This window comes from Sphingomonas abietis (genome assembly GCF_027625475.1).
In the GTDB taxonomy this organism is placed as follows: domain Bacteria; phylum Pseudomonadota; class Alphaproteobacteria; order Sphingomonadales; family Sphingomonadaceae; genus Solisphingomonas; species Solisphingomonas abietis.
This window is the reverse complement of the sequence record NZ_CP115174.1, coordinates 619,010-638,010: the sequence shown is the minus strand read 5'-3', so window position 1 is coordinate 638,010 and position 19,001 is coordinate 619,010. Positions and strand designations below refer to the sequence as shown.

13 protein-coding genes are annotated in these 19,001 nt (G+C 68.7%); 6 read left to right on the top strand and 7 right to left on the bottom strand.

Features of this window, described 5'->3' with window-relative positions:
- Positions 1-31: 31 nt before the first annotated feature.
- The 4 genes from PBT88_RS03135 to PBT88_RS03120 form a co-directional block, all read right to left on the bottom strand.
- A complete protein-coding gene (locus PBT88_RS03135) occupies positions 32-502 on the bottom strand; it encodes a hypothetical protein (protein WP_270077784.1) in 471 nt (156 codons plus the stop codon).
- A gap of 35 nt (positions 503-537) precedes the next feature.
- Positions 538-1,437 carry a hypothetical protein gene (locus PBT88_RS03130; RefSeq protein WP_270077783.1) on the bottom strand — a complete coding sequence of 300 codons (900 nt, stop codon included), beginning with the start codon at positions 1,435-1,437 and terminating at the stop codon, positions 538-540.
- A gap of 353 nt (positions 1,438-1,790) precedes the next feature.
- Complete coding sequence (locus tag PBT88_RS03125; protein ID WP_270077782.1) at positions 1,791-2,762, bottom strand: 2-hydroxyacid dehydrogenase; 972 nt, start codon at positions 2,760-2,762, stop codon at positions 1,791-1,793.
- Positions 2,763-2,940: 178 nt separating this feature from the next.
- Positions 2,941-5,040, bottom strand: coding sequence for a malate synthase G (locus tag PBT88_RS03120; protein WP_270077781.1), 2,100 nt, complete (start codon positions 5,038-5,040; stop codon positions 2,941-2,943).
- An 89-nt stretch (positions 5,041-5,129) separates the two neighbouring features.
- On the opposite strand from PBT88_RS03120, the gene PBT88_RS03115 reads away from it, so the two are divergent.
- From PBT88_RS03115 to PBT88_RS03100, 4 genes are all read left to right on the top strand, one after another.
- Complete coding sequence (locus tag PBT88_RS03115) at positions 5,130-6,026, top strand: LysR family transcriptional regulator (RefSeq protein WP_270077780.1); 897 nt, start codon at positions 5,130-5,132, stop codon at positions 6,024-6,026.
- 325 nt (positions 6,027-6,351) lie between these two features.
- On the top strand, positions 6,352-8,427 hold the full coding sequence (locus PBT88_RS03110; RefSeq protein WP_407696508.1) for a transglycosylase domain-containing protein: 2,076 nt from the start codon (positions 6,352-6,354) through the stop codon (positions 8,425-8,427).
- Between the two features lie 192 nt (positions 8,428-8,619).
- Positions 8,620-9,909, top strand: a complete 1,290-nt coding sequence (locus PBT88_RS03105; RefSeq protein ID WP_270077779.1) for an MFS transporter — start codon at positions 8,620-8,622, stop codon at positions 9,907-9,909.
- A 169-nt stretch (positions 9,910-10,078) separates the two neighbouring features.
- Positions 10,079-10,471: a hypothetical protein gene (locus PBT88_RS03100; protein WP_270077778.1), complete on the top strand. Its 393-nt coding sequence runs from the start codon at positions 10,079-10,081 to the stop codon at positions 10,469-10,471.
- A 342-nt stretch (positions 10,472-10,813) separates the two neighbouring features.
- Here the strand turns inward: PBT88_RS03100 and PBT88_RS03095 are convergent, their stop codons facing one another.
- From PBT88_RS03095 to PBT88_RS03085, 3 genes are all read right to left on the bottom strand, one after another.
- A complete protein-coding gene (locus tag PBT88_RS03095; protein ID WP_270077777.1) occupies positions 10,814-13,615 on the bottom strand; it encodes a TonB-dependent receptor in 2,802 nt (933 codons plus the stop codon).
- Between the two features lie 328 nt (positions 13,616-13,943).
- Positions 13,944-15,170 carry an ABC transporter permease gene (locus PBT88_RS03090; RefSeq protein WP_270077776.1) on the bottom strand — a complete coding sequence of 409 codons (1,227 nt, stop codon included), beginning with the start codon at positions 15,168-15,170 and terminating at the stop codon, positions 13,944-13,946.
- Positions 15,167-16,120: an ABC transporter ATP-binding protein gene (locus PBT88_RS03085; protein WP_270077775.1), complete on the bottom strand. Its 954-nt coding sequence runs from the start codon at positions 16,118-16,120 to the stop codon at positions 15,167-15,169. The genes PBT88_RS03090 and PBT88_RS03085 overlap by 4 nt, the downstream gene beginning before the upstream one ends.
- 214 nt (positions 16,121-16,334) lie before the next feature.
- Here PBT88_RS03085 and PBT88_RS03080 point away from each other — a divergent pair, with 214 nt between their 5' ends.
- Both PBT88_RS03080 and PBT88_RS03075 read left to right on the top strand, forming a co-directional pair.
- A complete protein-coding gene (locus PBT88_RS03080; RefSeq protein WP_270077774.1) occupies positions 16,335-17,594 on the top strand; it encodes an NAD(P)/FAD-dependent oxidoreductase in 1,260 nt (419 codons plus the stop codon).
- Positions 17,595-17,704: 110 nt separating this feature from the next.
- Complete coding sequence (locus tag PBT88_RS03075) at positions 17,705-18,961, top strand: N-acetylmuramoyl-L-alanine amidase (protein ID WP_270077773.1); 1,257 nt, start codon at positions 17,705-17,707, stop codon at positions 18,959-18,961.
- Positions 18,962-19,001: the final 40 nt, after the last annotated feature.

Here is a 19,001-nt window from a genome sequence, read left to right as displayed (position 1 = left end):
CCTGTTTACTTCCAGATGTGGAATGTGGACTTCACTTCAGCATGGCGCGGAACGCGAACTGGCCGGAGCCACCCGCTGCGAGAGGCTCGGCCAGGCGCCAGCGGACGGCTTTGACGTCGGTGGCGATGGCAGGGCGGAGATCACCCTTCGGGCCCTTGACCCGAAGCGTGGCGAGGGGACCGAAGGTGGAACCATCCACCGAGAGATCCGGCGCGGGGGAGCCCGCCGCGGGCGCCATGTAGGCGACATCCTTCGGCAGGGGATTGGAAACGACGAAATTGCCGATCGGCTGGCTGCCGGTGTTGCGATAGCTGATCTCGTAGACGATCCGATCGCCCGGCGTGACGCGGGCGGCCGGCGTCAGCGCGATCTGGGTGGTGCCGTCCTTGGCCGCGGTGCGCTGTTCGGCCAGCACCTTGGTCACGAGTTCCACCGGCGCCGCGAAGGCGGGCAAAGCGGTGGCCACGGCGATCGCCGCGCATAGTCCGTATCGAAGCATCATGGTCTTCCTCCTCGTCTTGGCAGTGGTGGGAATGGTCATCGGATCTTCACCTTGAAGCCGATGATTCTGGTCGCCGGCGCGACGACATCGCCGAGCGAGATCTGCACGCCGCTGGCGGTGATCGTGCCGGCATCGCCGTCGGTCGCATCGGACAGCGCAGTGCCGTCGAGCGTCATGCTGCCGGGGATGTAATCGGTGCCGTCGGGGAACGGATCGGCGACGATCGCGCCGCCCGCCGATCCGGCGCCGGCGATCTGCGCGTCGATCGTGTAGGTGATGGTCGCGCCGTGGGTCGGCCGATCGCTGCCGTCCTGCGCCACGACCTGCTGGGACTTGGCGAGCGTGACGGTGACGGCGTCGGCGCCGAGGGCCAGCGGGATCGACAGGCTGGCGGCCGCGGTGGTCGGGCCGACCACGGCATCGACGCCGCCATCGCCCTGCCCGGCGAACAGCGTGCCGGGCCGGCCCGATCCGGTGCTGGCGCGGCCGGCGATGTCGAGCGTGCCGGCGGGCTGCGGCGCGCTGCTCTGGATCAGCGCCAGCAATTTCAGCGAGGCGCCGGGCGCCAGCTGCGGCGTGGCGCCGCCGACATCGAACCGGGTATCGACCGAGGGATCGTAGCGGCCATCGCCATCGACATCGATCGCGAAGCCGGTGACGGTGCCGACGAAGCCGGTGATCTTGCCGTCGATCACGAAGGCTTCCTGGCCGTTGCCGGCATTGGTCAGCACGAACGGGGCCGGCGTCAGCACGCCCGCGCGCACCGCGATCGTGCCGCTCGCGGCCACGAGGCCGATGCCCAGTTCCTCGGCGACCTGCACGGTGGCGTCGTTCGAACCGGCCGTCTGCTCGGCGCCCCCCATCGTGAAGCTGGCTTCGGCGCGGTTGACGATGGTGGAGGCGGCCCGGCTCTGTTCCGCCGGCGCGGCCGTCACCGGGACGGCGAAAAGGATCGCGACCGGCAGAGCTGCCGACGCGATCCACGTCCCCCGATACCCTCCGCCCCTGTTGAACACGCCTGAAACCCCTGAAAGATGGGCGTATTGGCGGCCTTCACGGCTAACAGCGGGTTACTGGAATTTCATGGACGCGTAAGGACTTAGCGCTGCGCGTTAACGATTGGCGCGGCATTTTCGCAAAATTCGGCGCGTTTGCGCCAGTTGCTGACGAACCGAAGAATTAAGCAGTTAGACGGAGGTCTATAGGCAGTGAGACGAGCGTCTAATGCCCGTTTTTGCCCGAAAAACCGCGGAATAGTGCCATTTACCAGATTCGTGCCGGGCCGTGTCTAGGCGGGGCCGATCAGATGCCGGGTTTCCGGCACCGCCGTGAGCGGCCGGCGATCCGCAAACCACGCCGCCAGATTGTCGACCAGCAGTTGCCCCATCGCCGCGCGCGTATGCTCGGACGCCGATCCGATATGCGGCAGCAGCACGACATTGGGCATCGCGATCAGCGCGTCGGGCACCTGCGGCTCATGCGCGAACACGTCGAGCCCGGCGGCGAGGATCGTGCCCGCCTGCAGGGCCTGGACCAGCGCCGCCTCGTCGACCACGCTGCCGCGCGCGACGTTGATCAGCACTCCCTGCGGGCCGAGCGCGGCCAGCACGTCGGCATCGATCAGATGGCTGGTGCCGGCGCCGCCCGGCACGATCACGATCAGCACGTCGCACGCCTCGGCTAGCGCCACCGGGGTGGCGTGGAAGTCATAACCGATGTCGGCCTGCCGCGAGCGGCCATGATAGGCGATCGCGACGCCGAACCCCTCGAGCCGGCGCGCCACCGCCTTGCCGATATTGCCGAGTCCGACGATGCCGACGCGCCGGCCGCGTAAGGTCGGCGACAAAGGGAAGCTGCCCTTTGCCCAGCGCCCGTCGCGCACGAACCGATCGGCCTGCGGAATCCGGCGCAAGGTCGCCAGCAGCAGCCCGAGGGTCAGATCGGCGACCTCCTCGTCCAGCACGCCCGGCGTGTTGGTGACGACGACCCCCCGTGCGGCGGCAGCGGCGGCATCGACATTGTCGTAGCCGACCCCGAAGCTCGCCACGATCTCCAGCGCCGGCAACTGCGCGAACAGCGTATCGTCCACCCGGCCGAACAGGGTGCTGGTGGCGACGCCCCGGATCTCCGGCCCGACGGCAGCGAGGAAAGCGGGCTTGTCGTCCTGTTCCCACAGACGGTGAAGCGCAAAGGCCTTATCCAGCGCGTCGATCACGGCGGGGTTCATCGGGGCGGTCATGAGGATCTGGGGTTTGGTCATGTCGTGCCTATAACCGGGTCGGGATCTTTTGTCAGACAAGAAGAGACGGACGCGCCGTGCGCAACGGTGGAGCGAGCGCCCCCTTCCCGCCCCGCATCAGCCCGAGCTTGTTCAGCGAACGGGCGGTTTCCCGAACTCCGTTAGGCCTGAGCGACGAACAAATGGGCACATAATCTGCTCAGCCCGCCTTCACCCGTTGCCGGAAGCGATGGAGCAATGGCTCGGTATAGCCATTGGGCTGCTCCACCCCCTCGAACACCAGCGCGCGCGCCGCCTGGAAGGCGAGGCTCTCGGCCTCGCGGCCGGCCATCGGCCGATAGGCGGGATCGCCGGCATTCTGGCCATCGACCTTGGCCGCCATGCGGACCAGCGCGGCCTCCACCTCGTCGGCGCCGGCGACGCCGTGCAGCATCCAGTTGGCCATGTGCTGCGACGAGATGCGCAGCGTCGCGCGATCCTCCATCAGCCCGATGTCGTGGATGTCGGGCACCTTCGAGCAGCCGACGCCCTGATCGACCCAGCGCACGACATAGCCGAGGATGCCCTGCGCATTATTGTCGAGCTCGGCAGCGATCTCGTCCGCCAACCAGTTATGGCCATGCGCCAGCGGCACGGTCAGCAGATCGGCGAGCGGGGGCACCGGATCGCTGGCGATCGCCCGCTGGCGCGCCGCGACGTCGACGGCGTGATAGTGCATCGCGTGCAAGGTCGCCGCCGTCGGCGAGGGCACCCAGGCGGTGGTGGCGCCGGATTTCGGATGGCCGATCTTCTGCTCCAGCATGTCCGCCATGCGATCGGGCGCCGCCCACATGCCCTTGCCGATCTGCGCCTTGCCGGCGAGCCCGCAGGCCAGCCCGATCGCGACGTTGCGCTTCTCATAGGCGGTGATCCAGGTCGCCCCCTTCATCTCGCTCTTGCGGATCATCGGGCCGGCCCGCATCGCGGTGTGCATCTCGTCGCCAGTGCGATCGAGGAAGCCGGTGTTGATGAACACGATACGCCCCTTCACCGCCGCGATGCAGGCGGCGAGATTGGCCGAGGTTCGGCGCTCCTCGTCCATCACGCCGACCTTGATGGTGTGGCGCGGCAGGGCGAGCAGATCCTCGATCGCATCGAACAGCCGATCGGTGAAGCCGCACTCCTCCGGCCCGTGCATCTTGGGCTTGACGATATAGACCGATCCGGCGCGGCTGTTGGCGAAGCGACTCTTGCCGCCGAGATCATGCAGCGCGATCAGCGAGGTGACGATGCCGTCGAGGATGCCCTCGGGCGCCTCCGATCCATCAGGCAGCAGGATGGCGGGCGTCGTCATCAGGTGGCCGACATTGCGGACGAACAGCAGCGAGCGGCCGGGCAGCGTGAAGGCGGTGCCGTCCGGCGCGGTGTAGGCGCGATCGGCTTCCAGCGTGCGGGTCAGCGTCGCGCCGCCCTTCTGGAAGCTGGCCTCGAGATCGCCCTTCATCAGGCCGAGCCAATGGGCATAGGCGGCGACCTTGTCCTCGGCATCGACCGCCGCGACCGAATCCTCGAGGTCGCAGATCGTGGTCAGCGCGGATTCGAGGATGACGTCGGCGATGCCGGCGGGATCGTCCCGGCCGATCGGCGAGGTCGGGTCGATCACGACCTCGATGTGCAGGCCGTGGTGGCGGAACAGCAGATTGTCGCCGGTGCGGCCGACCAGCTGCGCCGGATCGGCCAGCGCCGGATCGCCGCCGGTGAAATCCGCCCAGCTGCCGGAGGCCAGCGGCACCGCCTCGTCGAGCAAGGCTTTCGCGCGCGCCACGACCTCGGCGCCGCGCGCCTTGTCATAGCCCCCGCCAGCCGGCAGCGAACCCAGCGCATCGGTGCCGTAGAGCGCATCGTAGAGGCTGCCCCAGCGCGCATTCGCCGCGTTGAGCAGGAAGCGGGCGTTGAGGATCGGCACGACCAGCTGCGGCCCGGCCATCGTCGCGACCTCGGCATCGACGCGATCGACGTCGATCGCGAACGGCGCGGGCTCGTCGACCAGATAGCCGATCTCGCGCAGGAAGGCCTGATATTCGGCCATGTCGATAGGCCGGCCGGCCTGTTCGACATGCCAGGCATCGATGATGTCCTGCAGATGATCGCGCGTGGCGAGCAGCGCCGCATTTTCCGGCGCGAAGCGGGCGAAGATGCCGGCCGCGCCCGCCCAGAAGGCCTCCGGCGCGATGCCGGTGCCGGGCAGCACCCGGTCGTCGATGAAGCGGGCCAGTGCGGGCGCCACGGCGAGGCCGGATTTGTCGATGCGGTCGGTCATGCTGTCCTCCTGCGGCCGGTATAGGCGATTCAGGATTGGATCATTAGACGGAAAGTACGAAAAGCATTCGATCGCTGCAGGAAACAATGATGGACCGCGACTATCGCCTCTTCGTCCGCGTGATCGAGCTCGGCAGCCTGTCGGCGGCGGGGCGCGAACTCGGCCTATCGCCGGCCGCCGCATCCAAGCGGCTGGCGGCGCTGGAGGCGCGGCTCGGCGCGCGGCTGGTCCACCGCACCACCCGGCGCCTGTCCGCCACCGAGGCGGGGCGCGGCTTCCACGAGGAGGTGCGCGCGATCCTCGCCGCCGCCGATGCCGCCGAGGCGCGGGTGGCGGGGCGGGCCGAGCGCCCAGCCGGGCTGCTGCGCATCTCGGCGCCGACGTCGTTCGGGCGATTGCATGTCGCGCCGACTTTGCCGGCCTTCCTCGCCCGATATCCAGCGGTGCGCGCCGAACTGGTGCTGGACGACGGCTATTCCGACCTGCTCGGCGATCGGATCGACGTCGCCATCCGCATCGCCGCCGACCCGGCCTCGCCGAGCCTCGCCGCGCGCCTGCTCGCGCCCAACCATCGCATCCTGTGCGCGGCACCCGCCTATCTGGCCGAGCATGGCGAGCCGGACACGCTTGCCGCGCTCGCCGGCCACCGGCTGCTCGCCGCAAGCCACCAATCGCCATGGCGGCTGGAGAGCGCACGCGCTCGGCGATTGGTGGAGGTCATCAGCCATGTCGCCACCAACAGCAGCGAGGCGGTGCGCGAGCTGGCGCTCGCCGGAGTCGGCGTCGCGCTGCGATCGACCTGGGATGTCGGCGCCGAACTGGCCGCGGGCGCGCTCCGCCGCATCTTGGCCGACTGGCAGGGCGCGAGCGACGTCGGCATCTATGCGGTCCACGCCCGCGCGACGCCGCTGCCGGCCGCGATCACCGCCTATGTCGATCACATGGCCGCCGCCTTCAGCCCTGTGCCGCCATGGGAGACGGCGTGACCCGGGTCTCGCCGTTCGCCCCGAGCGACGTCGATCGAGGGCCGATCGACATTCCCTGTTTTTCCAAAATCTCGCCGTCACCCCGGCCTTGAGCCGGGGTCCAGCTGCCTTTTTTCAGATTCAGGCGATCAGGAAAGCTGGATCCCGGATCAAGTCCGGGATGGCGTCATACGATAAAGCACGACTCGTCGGTTGGAAAACGCCGAATGTCGATCGGCGGTAGGGGTATAGCCGCACCCGTACCCACGATATGCGCTCGGCACGAACCGGCCAAGCTATGATATAGGCTGTTCATCCATCCGTATTATTGTAGTAACACAGTCTGATGCACGATCCCTATTCGGAGTCCGGCGACAGGCCGATCGTCGATCCGTTCGGCGACCATCCCAGGGGCGCGCCGCTCCCGGCCGGCGGCATGGGCAGTGGCGGCGCCGTGCCGCCGGTCGCGCCCGTCCCGCGCCGGTCGCGCTGGCGCTGGTTCCGCTGGCGCCGGCTGCGCTGGGCGATCGCCGCATTGCTGCTGCTGTTCATGCTCGCGGTGGCGTGGCTGGCGGTGACCGCGCCGCTGTCCAAGTCGCTCCAGCCGATCGCGCCACCGAGCATCACCCTGCTCGATTCGAACGGTCGCATCTTCGCGCGGCGCGGCGCGATCGTCGATCGCCCGGTCGACGTGAAGGCGCTGCCCCCGCATGTCTGGCAGGCGTTCGTCGCGATCGAGGACCGCCGCTTCTACCAGCATATGGCGATCGATCCGCACGGCATCGCGCGCGCCGCCTGGCATAATCTGCGCGCCGGCCATGTGCGGGAGGGCGGCAGCACGATCACCCAGCAATTGTCCAAGCTGGTCTTCCTCAACGCCGATCGCACGGCGGGGCGCAAGATCCGCGAGGTGATGGTCGCCTTCTGGCTGGAGGCGTGGCTGAGCAAGGACCAGATCCTCTCGCGCTACCTCTCGAACGTCTATTTCGGCGACAATGTGTATGGGCTGCGCGCCGCCGCCCATCATTATTTCGGCAAGCGGCCCGAGGATCTGAGCATCGGCGAATCGGCGCTGCTCGCCGGGCTGATGAAGGCGCCGTCCAAGCTCGCGCCGAGCACCAACCTCGCCGGCGCACAGGCGCGGCAGGCGCTGGTGGTGGGCGCGATGGCCGATGCGGGCTTCCTCTCGCCGCAGCAGGCGCGCGCGACCGGTCCGGCCCGGCTGCACCTCCGACCCGTGCCGGCCGAGATCGGCGGCTCCTATTTCGCCGACTGGATCCTGCCCGCCGCGCGTGACCAGGCCGGATCGGGCTATGAAGAGCAGAGCGTGAAGACCACGTTGGACAGCCGCATGCAGCGCGCCGCCGAGGCTGCCGCCGCACAGGTCGGCGACCGCGCGCAGGTCGCGATCGTGGCGATGAAGCCCGATGGCCGGGTCGTCGCGATGGTCGGCGGCAGCCATTATGAGGATGGCGGCTTCAACCGTGCCACCCAGGCCCGCCGCCAGCCGGGATCGACCTTCAAGCTGTTCGTCTACCTCGCCGCGCTGCGCGCCGGGATGACGCCGGACAGCAAGATCGATGACGCGCCGATCACCATCAACGGCTGGTCTCCCGCCAATGCCGATCGCCATTATGCGGGGATGATCACGCTGCGCCAGGCGTTCGCGCGATCGAGCAACGTCGCTGCCGTGCGGCTGACCCAGCAGGTCGGGCCGGACGCGGTCGCCAGGGCGGCGCGCGACCTCGGCATCGCCAGCCCGCTCACCGTCGATGCCAGCCTGCCGCTCGGCACCTCGGGCGTGACCCTGCTCGAGCTGACCCGCGCCTATGCCGCGGTCGCCGCCAACGCCTATCCGGTGCTGCCCCACGGCCTGCCGGTGCCGCCGCCGGGCTGGATCGATCGCTTCTGGGATCATCAGAGCCATTTCGCCGGCCGCCAGCATGACGAACTGCTCGATCTGCTCTCCGCCACCGTGAAGCAGGGCACCGCCAAGGCGGCCGCGCTCGACACCCAGGTGTTCGGCAAGACCGGCACCACGCAGGACAATCGCGACGCGCTGTTCGTCGGCTTCGCAGACGGCCTCGTCACCGCGGTGTGGATCGGCCGCGACGACAACAAGCCGATCCCCGGCATGGCCGGCGGCGGGCTGCCGGCCCGGATCTGGCGCAGCTTCATGGTGCAGGCGACCGGCGCGCATCCGCTCGGCCAGAAGCTGCCCGCCGCGGTCGATCCCGATGCCTTTGCCCATGGCAGCTTCACGCTCGGCAACATGGATTTCGGCGTCGATCTCGGCACCGACGGACTCCATGTCAGCACCACCCCGCACGCCCCGGCGGCGCCGTCCGAGGGGGACGGCGATCATGGCGACGATGGCGATCATGGGGGCCGGGATGGCGGCGGGGGCAATGACGACGGGTGATGCGGGTAGACCGCACCCTCTCCTGCGTCATGCTGAACTTGTTTCAGCATCCCGCCTCAGCCGGGCGCGAAAAGCCAAGGTTAGCTGGGATCCTGAAACAAGTTCAGCATGACGCCGGTGGGAGAGCCAACGCCGACTGAGCCGCCAATCCCCGCTGTCGCGCCCGGCGCGCACCGTCTAGGGTCCGCCGCGATGGCCGCTCCCCAACTCCGCCTGCTCGGCACGCGCCGCTTCCTGCCTTTGTTCGCGACCCAGTTCCTGGGGGCGTTCAACGACAATCTCTATCGCTCGGCGATGCTGTTCTTCGTCGCCTTCAATCTCTACCGGCAGGACGGCACGGATGCGGCGCTGATCGCGGTGATTTCGAGCGGGGTGTTCATCCTGCCCTATTTCCTGTTCTCGTCGATCGCGGGCCAGCTCGCCGACCGGATCGACAAGGCGCGGATCGCCAGGATCGTCAAGATCGCCGAGATCGTGATCATGGCGGTGGGCGTCGTTGCGCTGGACGGCGGATCGCTCATGCTGATGATGGCGGTGCTGTTCGCGATGGGGGTGCATTCCACGATCTTCGGCCCGGTCAAATATGCGATGCTGCCGCAGCATCTCGCCGCCGACGAGCTGATGGGCGGCACCGGGCTGGTCGAGGCGGGCACCTTCCTCGCCATCCTCGCCGGCCAGCTGGCGGGCGGGCTGCTCGCCACCACGGACGCCACCCATGCGATGCTCGCGGTCGCGGTGATCGGGCTGGCGGCGAGCCTGTTCATCCCCGCCGCCCCGGCCGCCGCCGACCGGCCCGCCGTCGAGCCCAACCTGATCGCCTCGACCGCACGGATCGTCGGCCATGCCCGCGCCGAAAAGGGACTGTTCCGGGCCGTCCTCGGCATCACCTGGTTCTTCTCGCTGGGTGCGGTGCTGACCCAGCAGTTCGTGCCGCTGGTCGGCCAGCTCGGCGCCACCCAGGCGGTCGGCGCGCTGTTCCTCGGGCTGTTCTCGGTGGGCGTCGCGATCGGGTCGCTGGCGGTGAGCCAGCTGCTCGGCGGCGCGATCTCGGCGCGCTACGGGCCGGCATCCGCCCTGGTGCTGGCGCTGGCGGTGATCGACCTCGGCCTGACCGTGCGCGGCATGATGCCGTCCTCCCTCCCGGCCGCGACACCCGCCGATATCCCCGCCTTCCTCGCCACCGCGGGGAGCTGGCATCTGGTGATCGACCTGCTGGTGATCGCGATCGCCGGCGGCATCTACATCGTGCCGCTCTACGCGCTGCTCCAGACGCTCGGCGATCCCGCCAGCCGCTCGCGCGACGTCGCCGCCAACAACATCGTCAATGCCGCCGGCATGGTGGCGATCTCGCTGGCGGTCACGCTGATCCTGGCGCTGGGGGCGGGCAGCGCAGGCCTGTTCCTGATGCTCGGCGGGTTCGGGCTGGTCGTCGCGCTCGCCTCCTATCGCGCTCCGATCGCGCCGCCCGTCCCGCGCGGCTGAACCCGGCGAGTCATTGTGCCGGCGTGACGGCGTGCCTGCCTGTCCGCTTGCCCGCATATCCGCGATCGCTCCGTCGCACGCCCGACTCCCCTCGCCTTGCCTCGCTTGCGTGGCCGGTGGCGCGCTGCCAGCCGGAGGCCACAGGGTATCGTTGCGAAAGGGTAGAAAAATGAAGGGCTTTTCGAAGCTGGCACTGGCGTTGGCGCTCTGCGCGGGCGGGGCGTCCGCGGCATCGGCCGGGATCGGCGCCGAGGGCATGGGCGCCCGCGCCGACGGCCAGTGGGGCGGCGAGTTCGGTGCGGGCTATTCGTTCGGCTTCGCCGGCTTCAGCCTGACGCCGGGCGCCGGCGTGCTGGTCGGCGACGATCACACCCGCGCCTATGGCCGGATCGAGGCGGCGTACAAGATCCCGCTGTTCGCCAAGGTCGGCGTCGGCGCGCGCTTCTCGGGCGATCACACCCGGCCTTACGGCACCGTCTCGATGCCGCTGCTGCCGATGATCGCGATCAAGGGCAATGCCGGCCCCAAATATTACGCGCTCGGCCTGACGGTGGGCTACTGACCCCCGCCCCGTCCGCACGGCCCGGCCGAGGCGGACGGGGCAACGGCGACCGTCTCGACGGGCCGGCGAGACGCCGGCATGGCTGGGGTTGGATGCGAACCCGCCGCTCTTCGGTCGTCATCCCGGACTTGATGCGGGATCCCGCTTCTTTCCTATTCCGCTAAAATCCCAGAATCCGGATCCCGCATCAGGTCGGGAGTGACGATATATGGGATGGCGGCGCATCCTGGGCGATCGCCGCGCGATCGGCCCTGCCACAAAAAAAGGCCGGAACCCGAAGGCTCCGGCCATAGGCGCAGGAAAAGGGGTGGAAGCGCGCGAAGGCGCCTCCAGGCAGGGCCGTTAGAAGGTGATCTTGGCCACGCCGGTGATCCGGCGGTCGTTCATGATCACGTCGCGCGGCTCGGTGGTGGTGCCGAAATAGGTCGAGTGGATCGCGTCGTTGAGGTTCGCGCCTTCCAGCGTCAGCGAGAAATGCGGCGTCACGTCGTAGCTGATCGACGCATCGAGCTCGCCGAACGGCTTGTCGAAGATCGGGCGATCGCCGGTGCCGTTGCCCTGGGTGGTGACGACATATTTGCTGCGCCAGTTATAGGCGACGCGGGCCGAGAGCTTGCCCTTCTCGTAGATGCCGACGAGATTGTAATTGTAGCGGGACAGCTGCTCCAGCGGCACGGTCGTGATCGGGCCGCCCTGCGTTGCCGGCCCGGGCGCGCTCGAGTCGACATAGGTGAAGTTCGCCTGCATGCCGAGGCCGCTGAGCGGGCCGGGCAGGAAGTCGAAGAACTGCTGATAGGCGAGCTCGAAGCCCTTCACCTTGGCGGTCGCGACATTGTCGTAGGTCGTCGTGTAGAATGTGACAGGCTCGCTGGCCCCCGGGAAGGAGATGTCCCGCTGGTTGATCGCCGTCTGGATGTAGTTCTTGATATTCTTGTAGAAGCCCGCCGCGGTCAGCGACCCGGTGTGCGAGAAATACCATTCGAGCGAGACGTCGAAATTCCACGACGACATCGGCTTCAGATCCGGGTTGCCGCCGCTGGTATCATGCTCCTGATTCGCCTGCGCGGTGCCCGGCTGGGTGTAGGTCACCGCCGGGTTGAGCTGGCTGAGGTTCGGCCGCGAGATGTTCTTCGACACCGCGAAGCGGAGCTGGAGATTGTCGGTCAGGTGGCCGCGCAGATTGAGGCTCGGCAGGAACTTGGTGTAGGCTTGGCTGACATCGGTCAGCGTGGCGATCGCCGCGCCGCTCTGCTCCTGGCCATTGTCGCCCAGCACCAGCGGCACGATCTGGGTGTAGCCGCTCGCGCTCTGCTCGGTCCGCACCACGCGCAGGCCGATATTGCCGTCGATCGGCACCGGCAGCGCGTCCGCCTTGAAGAAGGCGGCGACATAGCCGGCATAGGTCTTCAGGCTCTCGCGGCTGGTGCCGCTCGGCACGTAGGTCGGCTCCGAATCGATGCCGAGATCGGCGCGCGTCGCATCGTAGCTCAGGATCGTGTTGCGGTTGTAGAACAGCGCGTCGCCGAACAGATCGGCCTGGCCGCGGAAGAAATTGCCGAGATTGGTATATTGCAGGTTGCTCGGCACGTCGGCGAGGCCGGTGTAGCGATAGCCGGTGTCGTCGGTGCGGTTCTTGCGATCGGCGATCCGGAAACCGGCCTTGATCGACTGGATCAGGCCGCCGTCGAACTTGTACTCGGCGTCCAGGCGGGCGGTCTTGTCGCTTGCCTTCGAGCGGTTGAGATCGTCGAGATAGAAGGCGCTGACATAATTGGCCGGGCTGGTCAGCCCCAGCGGCGTGGTGATGTGCAGCACCGGCGTGCTGCCGGAAAGATCCTGATACAGCGTCGAATCCGCGCCGTTCAGGCCGACGATCGAGCGCAGGTCATGGGTGCTGGCATCGACATATTGCAGATCGCCGGTCACCGTCAGCTGCGACGTCGGCTTCCACTTGGCGTGCAGCGAATAGTCGGTCGTCACCGAATGGCGGGTGTCGAGGCTGGTGTTGACGCCGATCGGCACGTTCTGGAAGGTGCCGCTGACGAAGTCGCCACTGTTGGCGAAGGTGAAGGGGGCGCCGGCCGCCGGCTGGATCGAGGCGCCGCCAGTGTAGGCGAAGTAGCTGTAATCGTCGAAGCGGAACTTATAGTCCGAACGGAACACCTCGCCGGTCAGCTCCAGCGTGTCGGTCGGCTTCCACTGGAGCGCGACGTCGGTGCCGAAGCGGCGGCGATTGCCATAGACCTCGCCGATGCCGCTGCCGTGCGGCAACGACGTCGCCTGGCCGGTGCGGCCGAGCTCGGCGGCGATCGCCGCATCGGTCGGGCTATGATAGGTGCCGTCGGCGTTCAGGCTCTGGTCGAGCGGGTAGAAAGGCTCGGTCGAGATCGTGTCCTGCCGGAACTCGCTGGTCTGGTAGGCGACGTCGACCAGCACGCCGATCTCGCCGATGCCGGTATCCCAGCGGTCGCTGATCAGCACCGAGCCCGACGGGCGGCTGTGCCGCACCAGATCGGAATAGGTGTTGCTCGCGGTGGCGGCGATCTTGAAGCCGTCGAAATCGAACGGCTTGCGGGTGCGCAGGTCGATCGTGCCTGACAGCTGATCCTCGATCAGATCGGCCGAGGGGTTCTTGTAGACGTCGATGCCGGCGAGCAGTTCCGACGGGATATCGCCGAGGCTGAGCGTGCCCGGCGTGTTGGTGCCGTCGCCGCCGCCATCACCGGCGGTGAAGATGTCGCGGCCGTTGAGCTCGGTGCGGGTCTGGGTCAGGCCGCGGATCGCGACCGAGGTGCCCTCGCCATAGCTGCGGTTGACCTGGATGCCGGGGATGCGCTGGAGCGCCTCGGCGACGTTGCGATCGGGCAGCTTGCCAATGTCCTCGGCGACGATCGAGTCGACGATCTGCGGGGAGTTGCGCTTGATGTTCTCGGCGGACTGGAGCGAGGCGCGCACGCCGGTCACCACGATCGCCTCGATCGCGCCCGGATCGGTGGTCGTGTCGGCGCTCGGCGCGGCATTGCCGCTGGGCGCGGTGGCGCCGCTCTGCGCATCCTGCGCGGCCGCCATGCCCGGAAGGGCGATCGTCGCCAGCGAGGCGCCCGCCAACAATATGAGCACCGCGTTCCGCTTCTTGTCCACCATGATATCTCCCCTCCTGTCGGCCCTCGCTCCTGTGGCGATAGAACCGTTAGCGCTAACACATAGACGCGCGCCGAATGGGCCGCATTCTATCAACACCAGTTATGGGGACAGCAGCCGCGCCGCATGTCCTCCCCTCGATTTCTCGTGACGGCTTATACCGCTGGAATCTTGGCGCCCTCCTATCACCGGATTCTCTTGGAGGGAATATTAAATATGATTTATTATTTACCGGGCCGGCCGGCGCGCCCGCACCGGCATCCCATTGTGTTCACTGGCATTTCTCAGGAAAGCGAACGGCCGCGCCGGCGCAGCGCGCGGCCGGCCGAGATCAGCGCGCGCCGAGCAACACCGACCAGCGCCACTTGCCGCCGGATTTGAGCACCGCCCGGCGGAACATCGCGGCGGCGACGCGGAGCGCCAGCACCAGCCACAATATCTGCCAGCACAGCGCCACCAGATGCGGCCACAGGCTCGGCACCGTCGCGGCGCGGCCGAGCATCGCCAGCGGCGAACTCCACGGGAAGATCGCCGCCGCCGTCGCCACCCAGCCCTCGGGATGCGCGGTGCCGGCGGTGGCGAAGCCGAACAGCAGCAATTGCAGCATCGTTACCGGCATCGCCATCGACTGCACCTCGCGCGGCGACGAGGCCTGCGAGCCAAGACCGAGGAACACCGCGCCGACCAGCAGGTAGGAGACGATGAAATAGACGATCGCGGCGGTGAAGAAGAGCGGCCAGCCGATCGCCGGTTCGGCGGTGTGGGCCAGCGCATGGGGGAAGAAGATCAGCACCGCCGCCGCCGCGGTGCCGCCCCAGATCGCCACGCCGGTGAGCGAGATCGCCAGCATCGCCGCGAGCTTGCCGATGAAGATGCCGTCGACCGGGACGGCGGCAGCCAGCACCTCGATCACCTTGTTCGACTTCTCCTCCACGAAGGTGGAGAGCGACATGCCGGCGAGCAGCACGAGCAAGAAGAACACGCCGGTCTGCGCGCCCCGCGCCACCGCGCGGCGATCCTTGTCGCCATGCGTTGCCGGCCGCGCGACCCGCTCGAGATCGAAGTCGCTCGGCGCATGGGGGGGGCCGGCCCGCGCGGTATCGAGGATCAGGCCGATCCGATCGGCGGTGTCCCGATCGTCGCCGCTCACCGCCGCCACCGGCGCCGCCAGCGTGCCGCCCAGCGCTCCCGCCAGCGGCGCATCGGCCGGCGCGTTGTTGCCCTGTCGGGGCACGGCCAGCATCGCCCGCACCGCCGCACGGGGGTTCCCCGGCTGCGGCTTGTCCGCGCGCAGCTCCGGCAAGGCATCGTCGCCGAGCCGGCGGGCCAGCCGGGTCCGCGCCGCCAGCACCGCATCCTGCATCGGCGCATCGCCGATCAGCGCCACCACCGGCGGGCGCGCCGGGCCGTCGTCGCCATGGCCCATCAGCGCGAAGATCCCGCCGAACGCCAGCGAGAAGAGCGGCGTGATCAGGAACAGGATGAAGATGCGCGAGAAGACGGTGGCGCCATAATCGCGCCGCGCGATCACCCAGGCGGAGGCGAGCAGCTGATTCACGCGGCATCCTCCTCGGCATGGGCGCCGGAATCCATGCCCAGATGCGGCTGCGGCACCGGCTCGCCGACCAGTTCGACGAACGCCTCGTGCAGGCTCGGCCGCTCGATCGCCAGCGCCTCGATCCCGGCGTCGCCGGCGATCAGCGCCTCCAGCACCGGTTCGATCCCGCCGGCGGGCAGCACGAAGCTGAAGTTGCGCCCGTCCGCCACCGTGTCGGCCGGCAGCGCCGCGCGCCACGGCCCGTCGGCATGGCGGGTGCCGAGCTGGACGCGGGCCGGCAGCCGCCCCCGCGCCTCGGCGACGGTGCCGTCGAAGCGGACCCCGCCCCGGGCGATGATCGCGATCCGCTCGCACAGGCGCTCGGCATGGGCGATGACGTGGGTGGAGAACAGCACCGTCGCCCCTTCCGCCACCTGCGCGCGGATCAGCCCTTCGAGGCGCTGCTGGTTGATCGCATCGAGCCCGGAAAAGGGCTCGTCCAGCACCAGCAGCTTCGGCTTGTGGACGATCGTGCCGAGCAGCTGGACGGTCTGCGCCATGCCCTTGGAAAGCGCGCGGATCGGCTTGGTGATCGCCTCGCCGAGCCCCGCCTCCTCCATCAGCGTCACGGCGCGGCGGCGCCCTTCGGCCAGCGGCAGGCCGCGCAGCGCGCCCATGAAGGCGATGCCGTCGGCCGCCTTCATGCTCGGATAGAGGCCGCGCTCCTCGGGCAGATAGCCAACGCGCGGCGCCGCCCGCATCGGCTTCTCCTCGCCCAGCACCTTGCGCCAGCCGACATCGGGCTCGATGATGCCGAGCAGCATCCTCAGCGTCGTCGTCTTGCCCGCGCCATTGGGGCCGAGCACGCCGGTGATGCTGCCCTCCGGCACCGCGAGATCGATCCCGTCGACGGCGCGCTGCCCATCGAACCGCTTGATGAGGCCATGCGCCTCCACCGCCAGCCCGCTCATGGCCGGCCCGCCGGTCGCCGGGCGGCAGGGAAGGAAACCGATCGGGATGCGGACCTCGTCATGCCGACACGATGACAGGCCCGATCCGGTTCGGGAAGAGGGCGCCCCCCGAAACCCGTCGATCCGTTCCGGACTTCCGATCCCGACAATTGCCAGCCAACGCCATCGCGGGCATGCCGCTCGCGACGAGGCCGGGAAGAGGAATGAGGACGGCGTGACCGACGGCGTGACGAGCAGCTATGACGTGGTGATCGTGGGCGCCGGCCATGGCGGCGCGCAGGCGGCGATCGCGCTGCGCCAGCGCAAATTCGCCGGCACCATCGCGATGATCGGCGAGGAGCCGGATATCCCCTATGAGCGGCCGCCTTTGTCCAAGGAGTATCTCGCCGGCGACAAGAGCTTCGAGCGCATCCTGATCCGCCCGGCCGGCTTCTGGGCGGAGCGCGGCATCGTCCTGCGCACCGGCCAGCGCGTCGTCGCGGTCGATCCCGAGGCCCGCACCCTGGCCACCGCGAGCGGCGAGACGATCGGCTATGGCACACTGGTCTGGGCGGCCGGCGGCCATGCCCGCCGCCTCGCCTGCGCCGGCCATGAGCTGATCGGCGTCCATTCGGTGCGCACCCGCGCCGATGTCGATCGGATGATCGGCGAACTCGCCGCCACCACCCGCGTCGCGGTGATCGGCGGCGGCTATATCGGGCTGGAGGCGGCCGCGGTGCTGACCAGCTTCGGCAAGCGGGTGACGGTGCTGGAAGCGCAGGACCGGGTGCTGGCGCGGGTCGCCGGCGTACCGCTGTCACGCTTCTACGAGGCCGAGCATCGCGCCCGCGGCGTCGACATCCGGCTCGGCGTCACCGTCGACGGCATCGAGGGGCAGGCCGGCCGGGTGAGCGGCGTGCGGCTGGCCGACGGCACGATCGTCGCCGCCGACATGGTGATCGTCGGCATCGGCATCGTGCCCGCGGTCGAGCCGCTGGTCGCGGCCGGCGCGCGCGCCGGCAACGGCGTCGCGGTGGACGAGCATGGCCGCACCTCGCTCCCCCACATCTTCGCGATCGGCGACTGCGCGATGCACGCCAACCCCTATGCCGACGGCCTGCCGATCCGGCTCGAATCGGTGCAGAACGCCCATGATCTGGCGATCACCGTGGCCCGCGCGATCACCGGCGATCCCGAGCCCTATGATTCGGTGCCGTGGTTCTGGTCGAACCAATATGATCTGCGCCTCCAAACCATCGGCCTCTCCGCCGGCCACGATGCGACGGTGATCCGCGGCGATATCGCCAGCCGCTCCTTCTCGGTCGTCTATCTGAAGCAGGGCCATGTCGCGGCGCTCGACTGCGTCAACGCCACGAAGGATTATGTGCAGGGCAAGGCGCTCGTCGCCGGACGGCTCGTCATCGCCCCAGAACGACTCGCCAATGCCGCCACCCCTCTGAAAAATATGGTTAACATGCCATCCACCTCCGCCTGAACACGGTCCATCGCTTGGTTACTGACGAGTCAACCGTACCGGTTCACCCCAATGACAGGCGCTTCACCTAATCAGGAGGTGGGGGAGCGCTGTTGGGGATCAACGGGCTCATGAAATTCGTTTATCCGGCGCGCCGCGTGCTTCTGGGCGCCGCCGCAATCTTGAGCCTGACGGCCCTGCCGTTCACGGCCGCGCAGGCGAGTGCGATCAGCGCGATGTCGGTCGACGGCAACGCGATCACGATGGCGTTCGATTCGGCGATCGTAGGTGTGTCCGGCATGGTGCTGGACGGCCCGCGCCGGCTCGCGATCGACGTCCAGGGCCTGACCGCCGGCAGCGCCACCGCGTCCGGCGGCCCGGTGATGCAGACCCGCGTCGGCCAGGTGAAGCCCGGCGTCGGCCGCGTGGTGTTCGATCTCGCCGATTATTCGGTGGTCCGCTCCGCCAGCCTGTCCGACGATCGCAAGACGCTGACGCTCCAGCTCGCCAGTGCCAGCCCGCGCGAATTCAGCAGCGCGGCGCGCGCCGGCCGCACCCTCTACGGCACGCCGATGGCGCTGACCGGCGATGTCTCGGGGCGCGGCAGCGTCACCGTGCCGCTCGATGCGCCGGCGCCCTATCATCTGCCGATCCCGCCCGTCTCCGGCCGCGCCGACAAGCCGCTGGTGGTGATCGATGCCGGCCATGGCGGCCATGATCCGGGCTCGCTGTCGCTCGACGGCCGCTATCGCGAGAAGGATGCGACGCTGGAGATCGCCAAGACGATCCGCGAGGAGCTGCTCAAATCCGGCCGCGTCCGCGTCGCGCTGACGCGATCCGACGATCGCTTCCTGATCCTCCAGGAGCGCCGTGAGATTGCGCGCCGCCTCCATGCCGATCTGTTCATCTCGGTCCATTGCGACAGCGCGCCGGGCACCAGCGCCACCGGCGCGACGGTCTATACGCTGTCGGAGGTCTCGTCCGATCAGGTCGCCGCGCGGCTCGCCGCCAAGGAGAATCGCTCGGACGTGATCAACGGCGTCGATCTCGGCGGGCAGACCAACGACGTCTCCTCGATCTTGATCGACCTCACCCAGCGCGAGACGATGAACGCCTCGTCGCGCTTCGCCGATCTGCTCCAGCGCGACCTGACCGACCAGGGCGTGCAGTTCAAGACCACCTATCACCGCTTTGCCGGTTTGGCGGTGCTGAAGGCGCCGGATGTGCCCGCCGTGCTGCTCGAAAGCGGCTACATCTCCGATCCGGGCGATCTGAAGCTGCTGTTCTCGAAGCGGTATCAGCATGATCTGGCGGTTGGCGTCAGCCGCGCGGTCGAGGCGCATTTCGCGCGGCGGCTGGGCCAGACCGACATCGCCTCGCGCGATTGACGGCGATTGACGGCGGCGGCCGGCCCGGTCGCGCCGCACC

Coding starts and splice junctions, on each gene's coding strand:
- PBT88_RS03120 (WP_270077781.1), bottom strand. CDS start 5,040: ATGACCGACCGCATCGACAAATCCGGCCTCGCCGTGGCGCCCGCACTG.
- PBT88_RS03125 (WP_270077782.1), bottom strand. CDS start 2,762: ATGACCAAACCCCAGATCCTCATGACCGCCCCGATGAACCCCGCCGTG.
- PBT88_RS03110 (WP_407696508.1), top strand. CDS start 6,352: ATGCACGATCCCTATTCGGAGTCCGGCGACAGGCCGATCGTCGATCCG.
- PBT88_RS03105 (WP_270077779.1), top strand. CDS start 8,620: ATGGCCGCTCCCCAACTCCGCCTGCTCGGCACGCGCCGCTTCCTGCCT.
- PBT88_RS03085 (WP_270077775.1), bottom strand. CDS start 16,120: ATGAGCGGGCTGGCGGTGGAGGCGCATGGCCTCATCAAGCGGTTCGAT.
- PBT88_RS03100 (WP_270077778.1), top strand. CDS start 10,079: ATGAAGGGCTTTTCGAAGCTGGCACTGGCGTTGGCGCTCTGCGCGGGC.
- PBT88_RS03095 (WP_270077777.1), bottom strand. CDS start 13,615: ATGGTGGACAAGAAGCGGAACGCGGTGCTCATATTGTTGGCGGGCGCC.
- PBT88_RS03135 (WP_270077784.1), bottom strand. CDS start 502: ATGATGCTTCGATACGGACTATGCGCGGCGATCGCCGTGGCCACCGCT.
- PBT88_RS03075 (WP_270077773.1), top strand. CDS start 17,705: ATGAAATTCGTTTATCCGGCGCGCCGCGTGCTTCTGGGCGCCGCCGCA.
- PBT88_RS03115 (WP_270077780.1), top strand. CDS start 5,130: ATGGACCGCGACTATCGCCTCTTCGTCCGCGTGATCGAGCTCGGCAGC.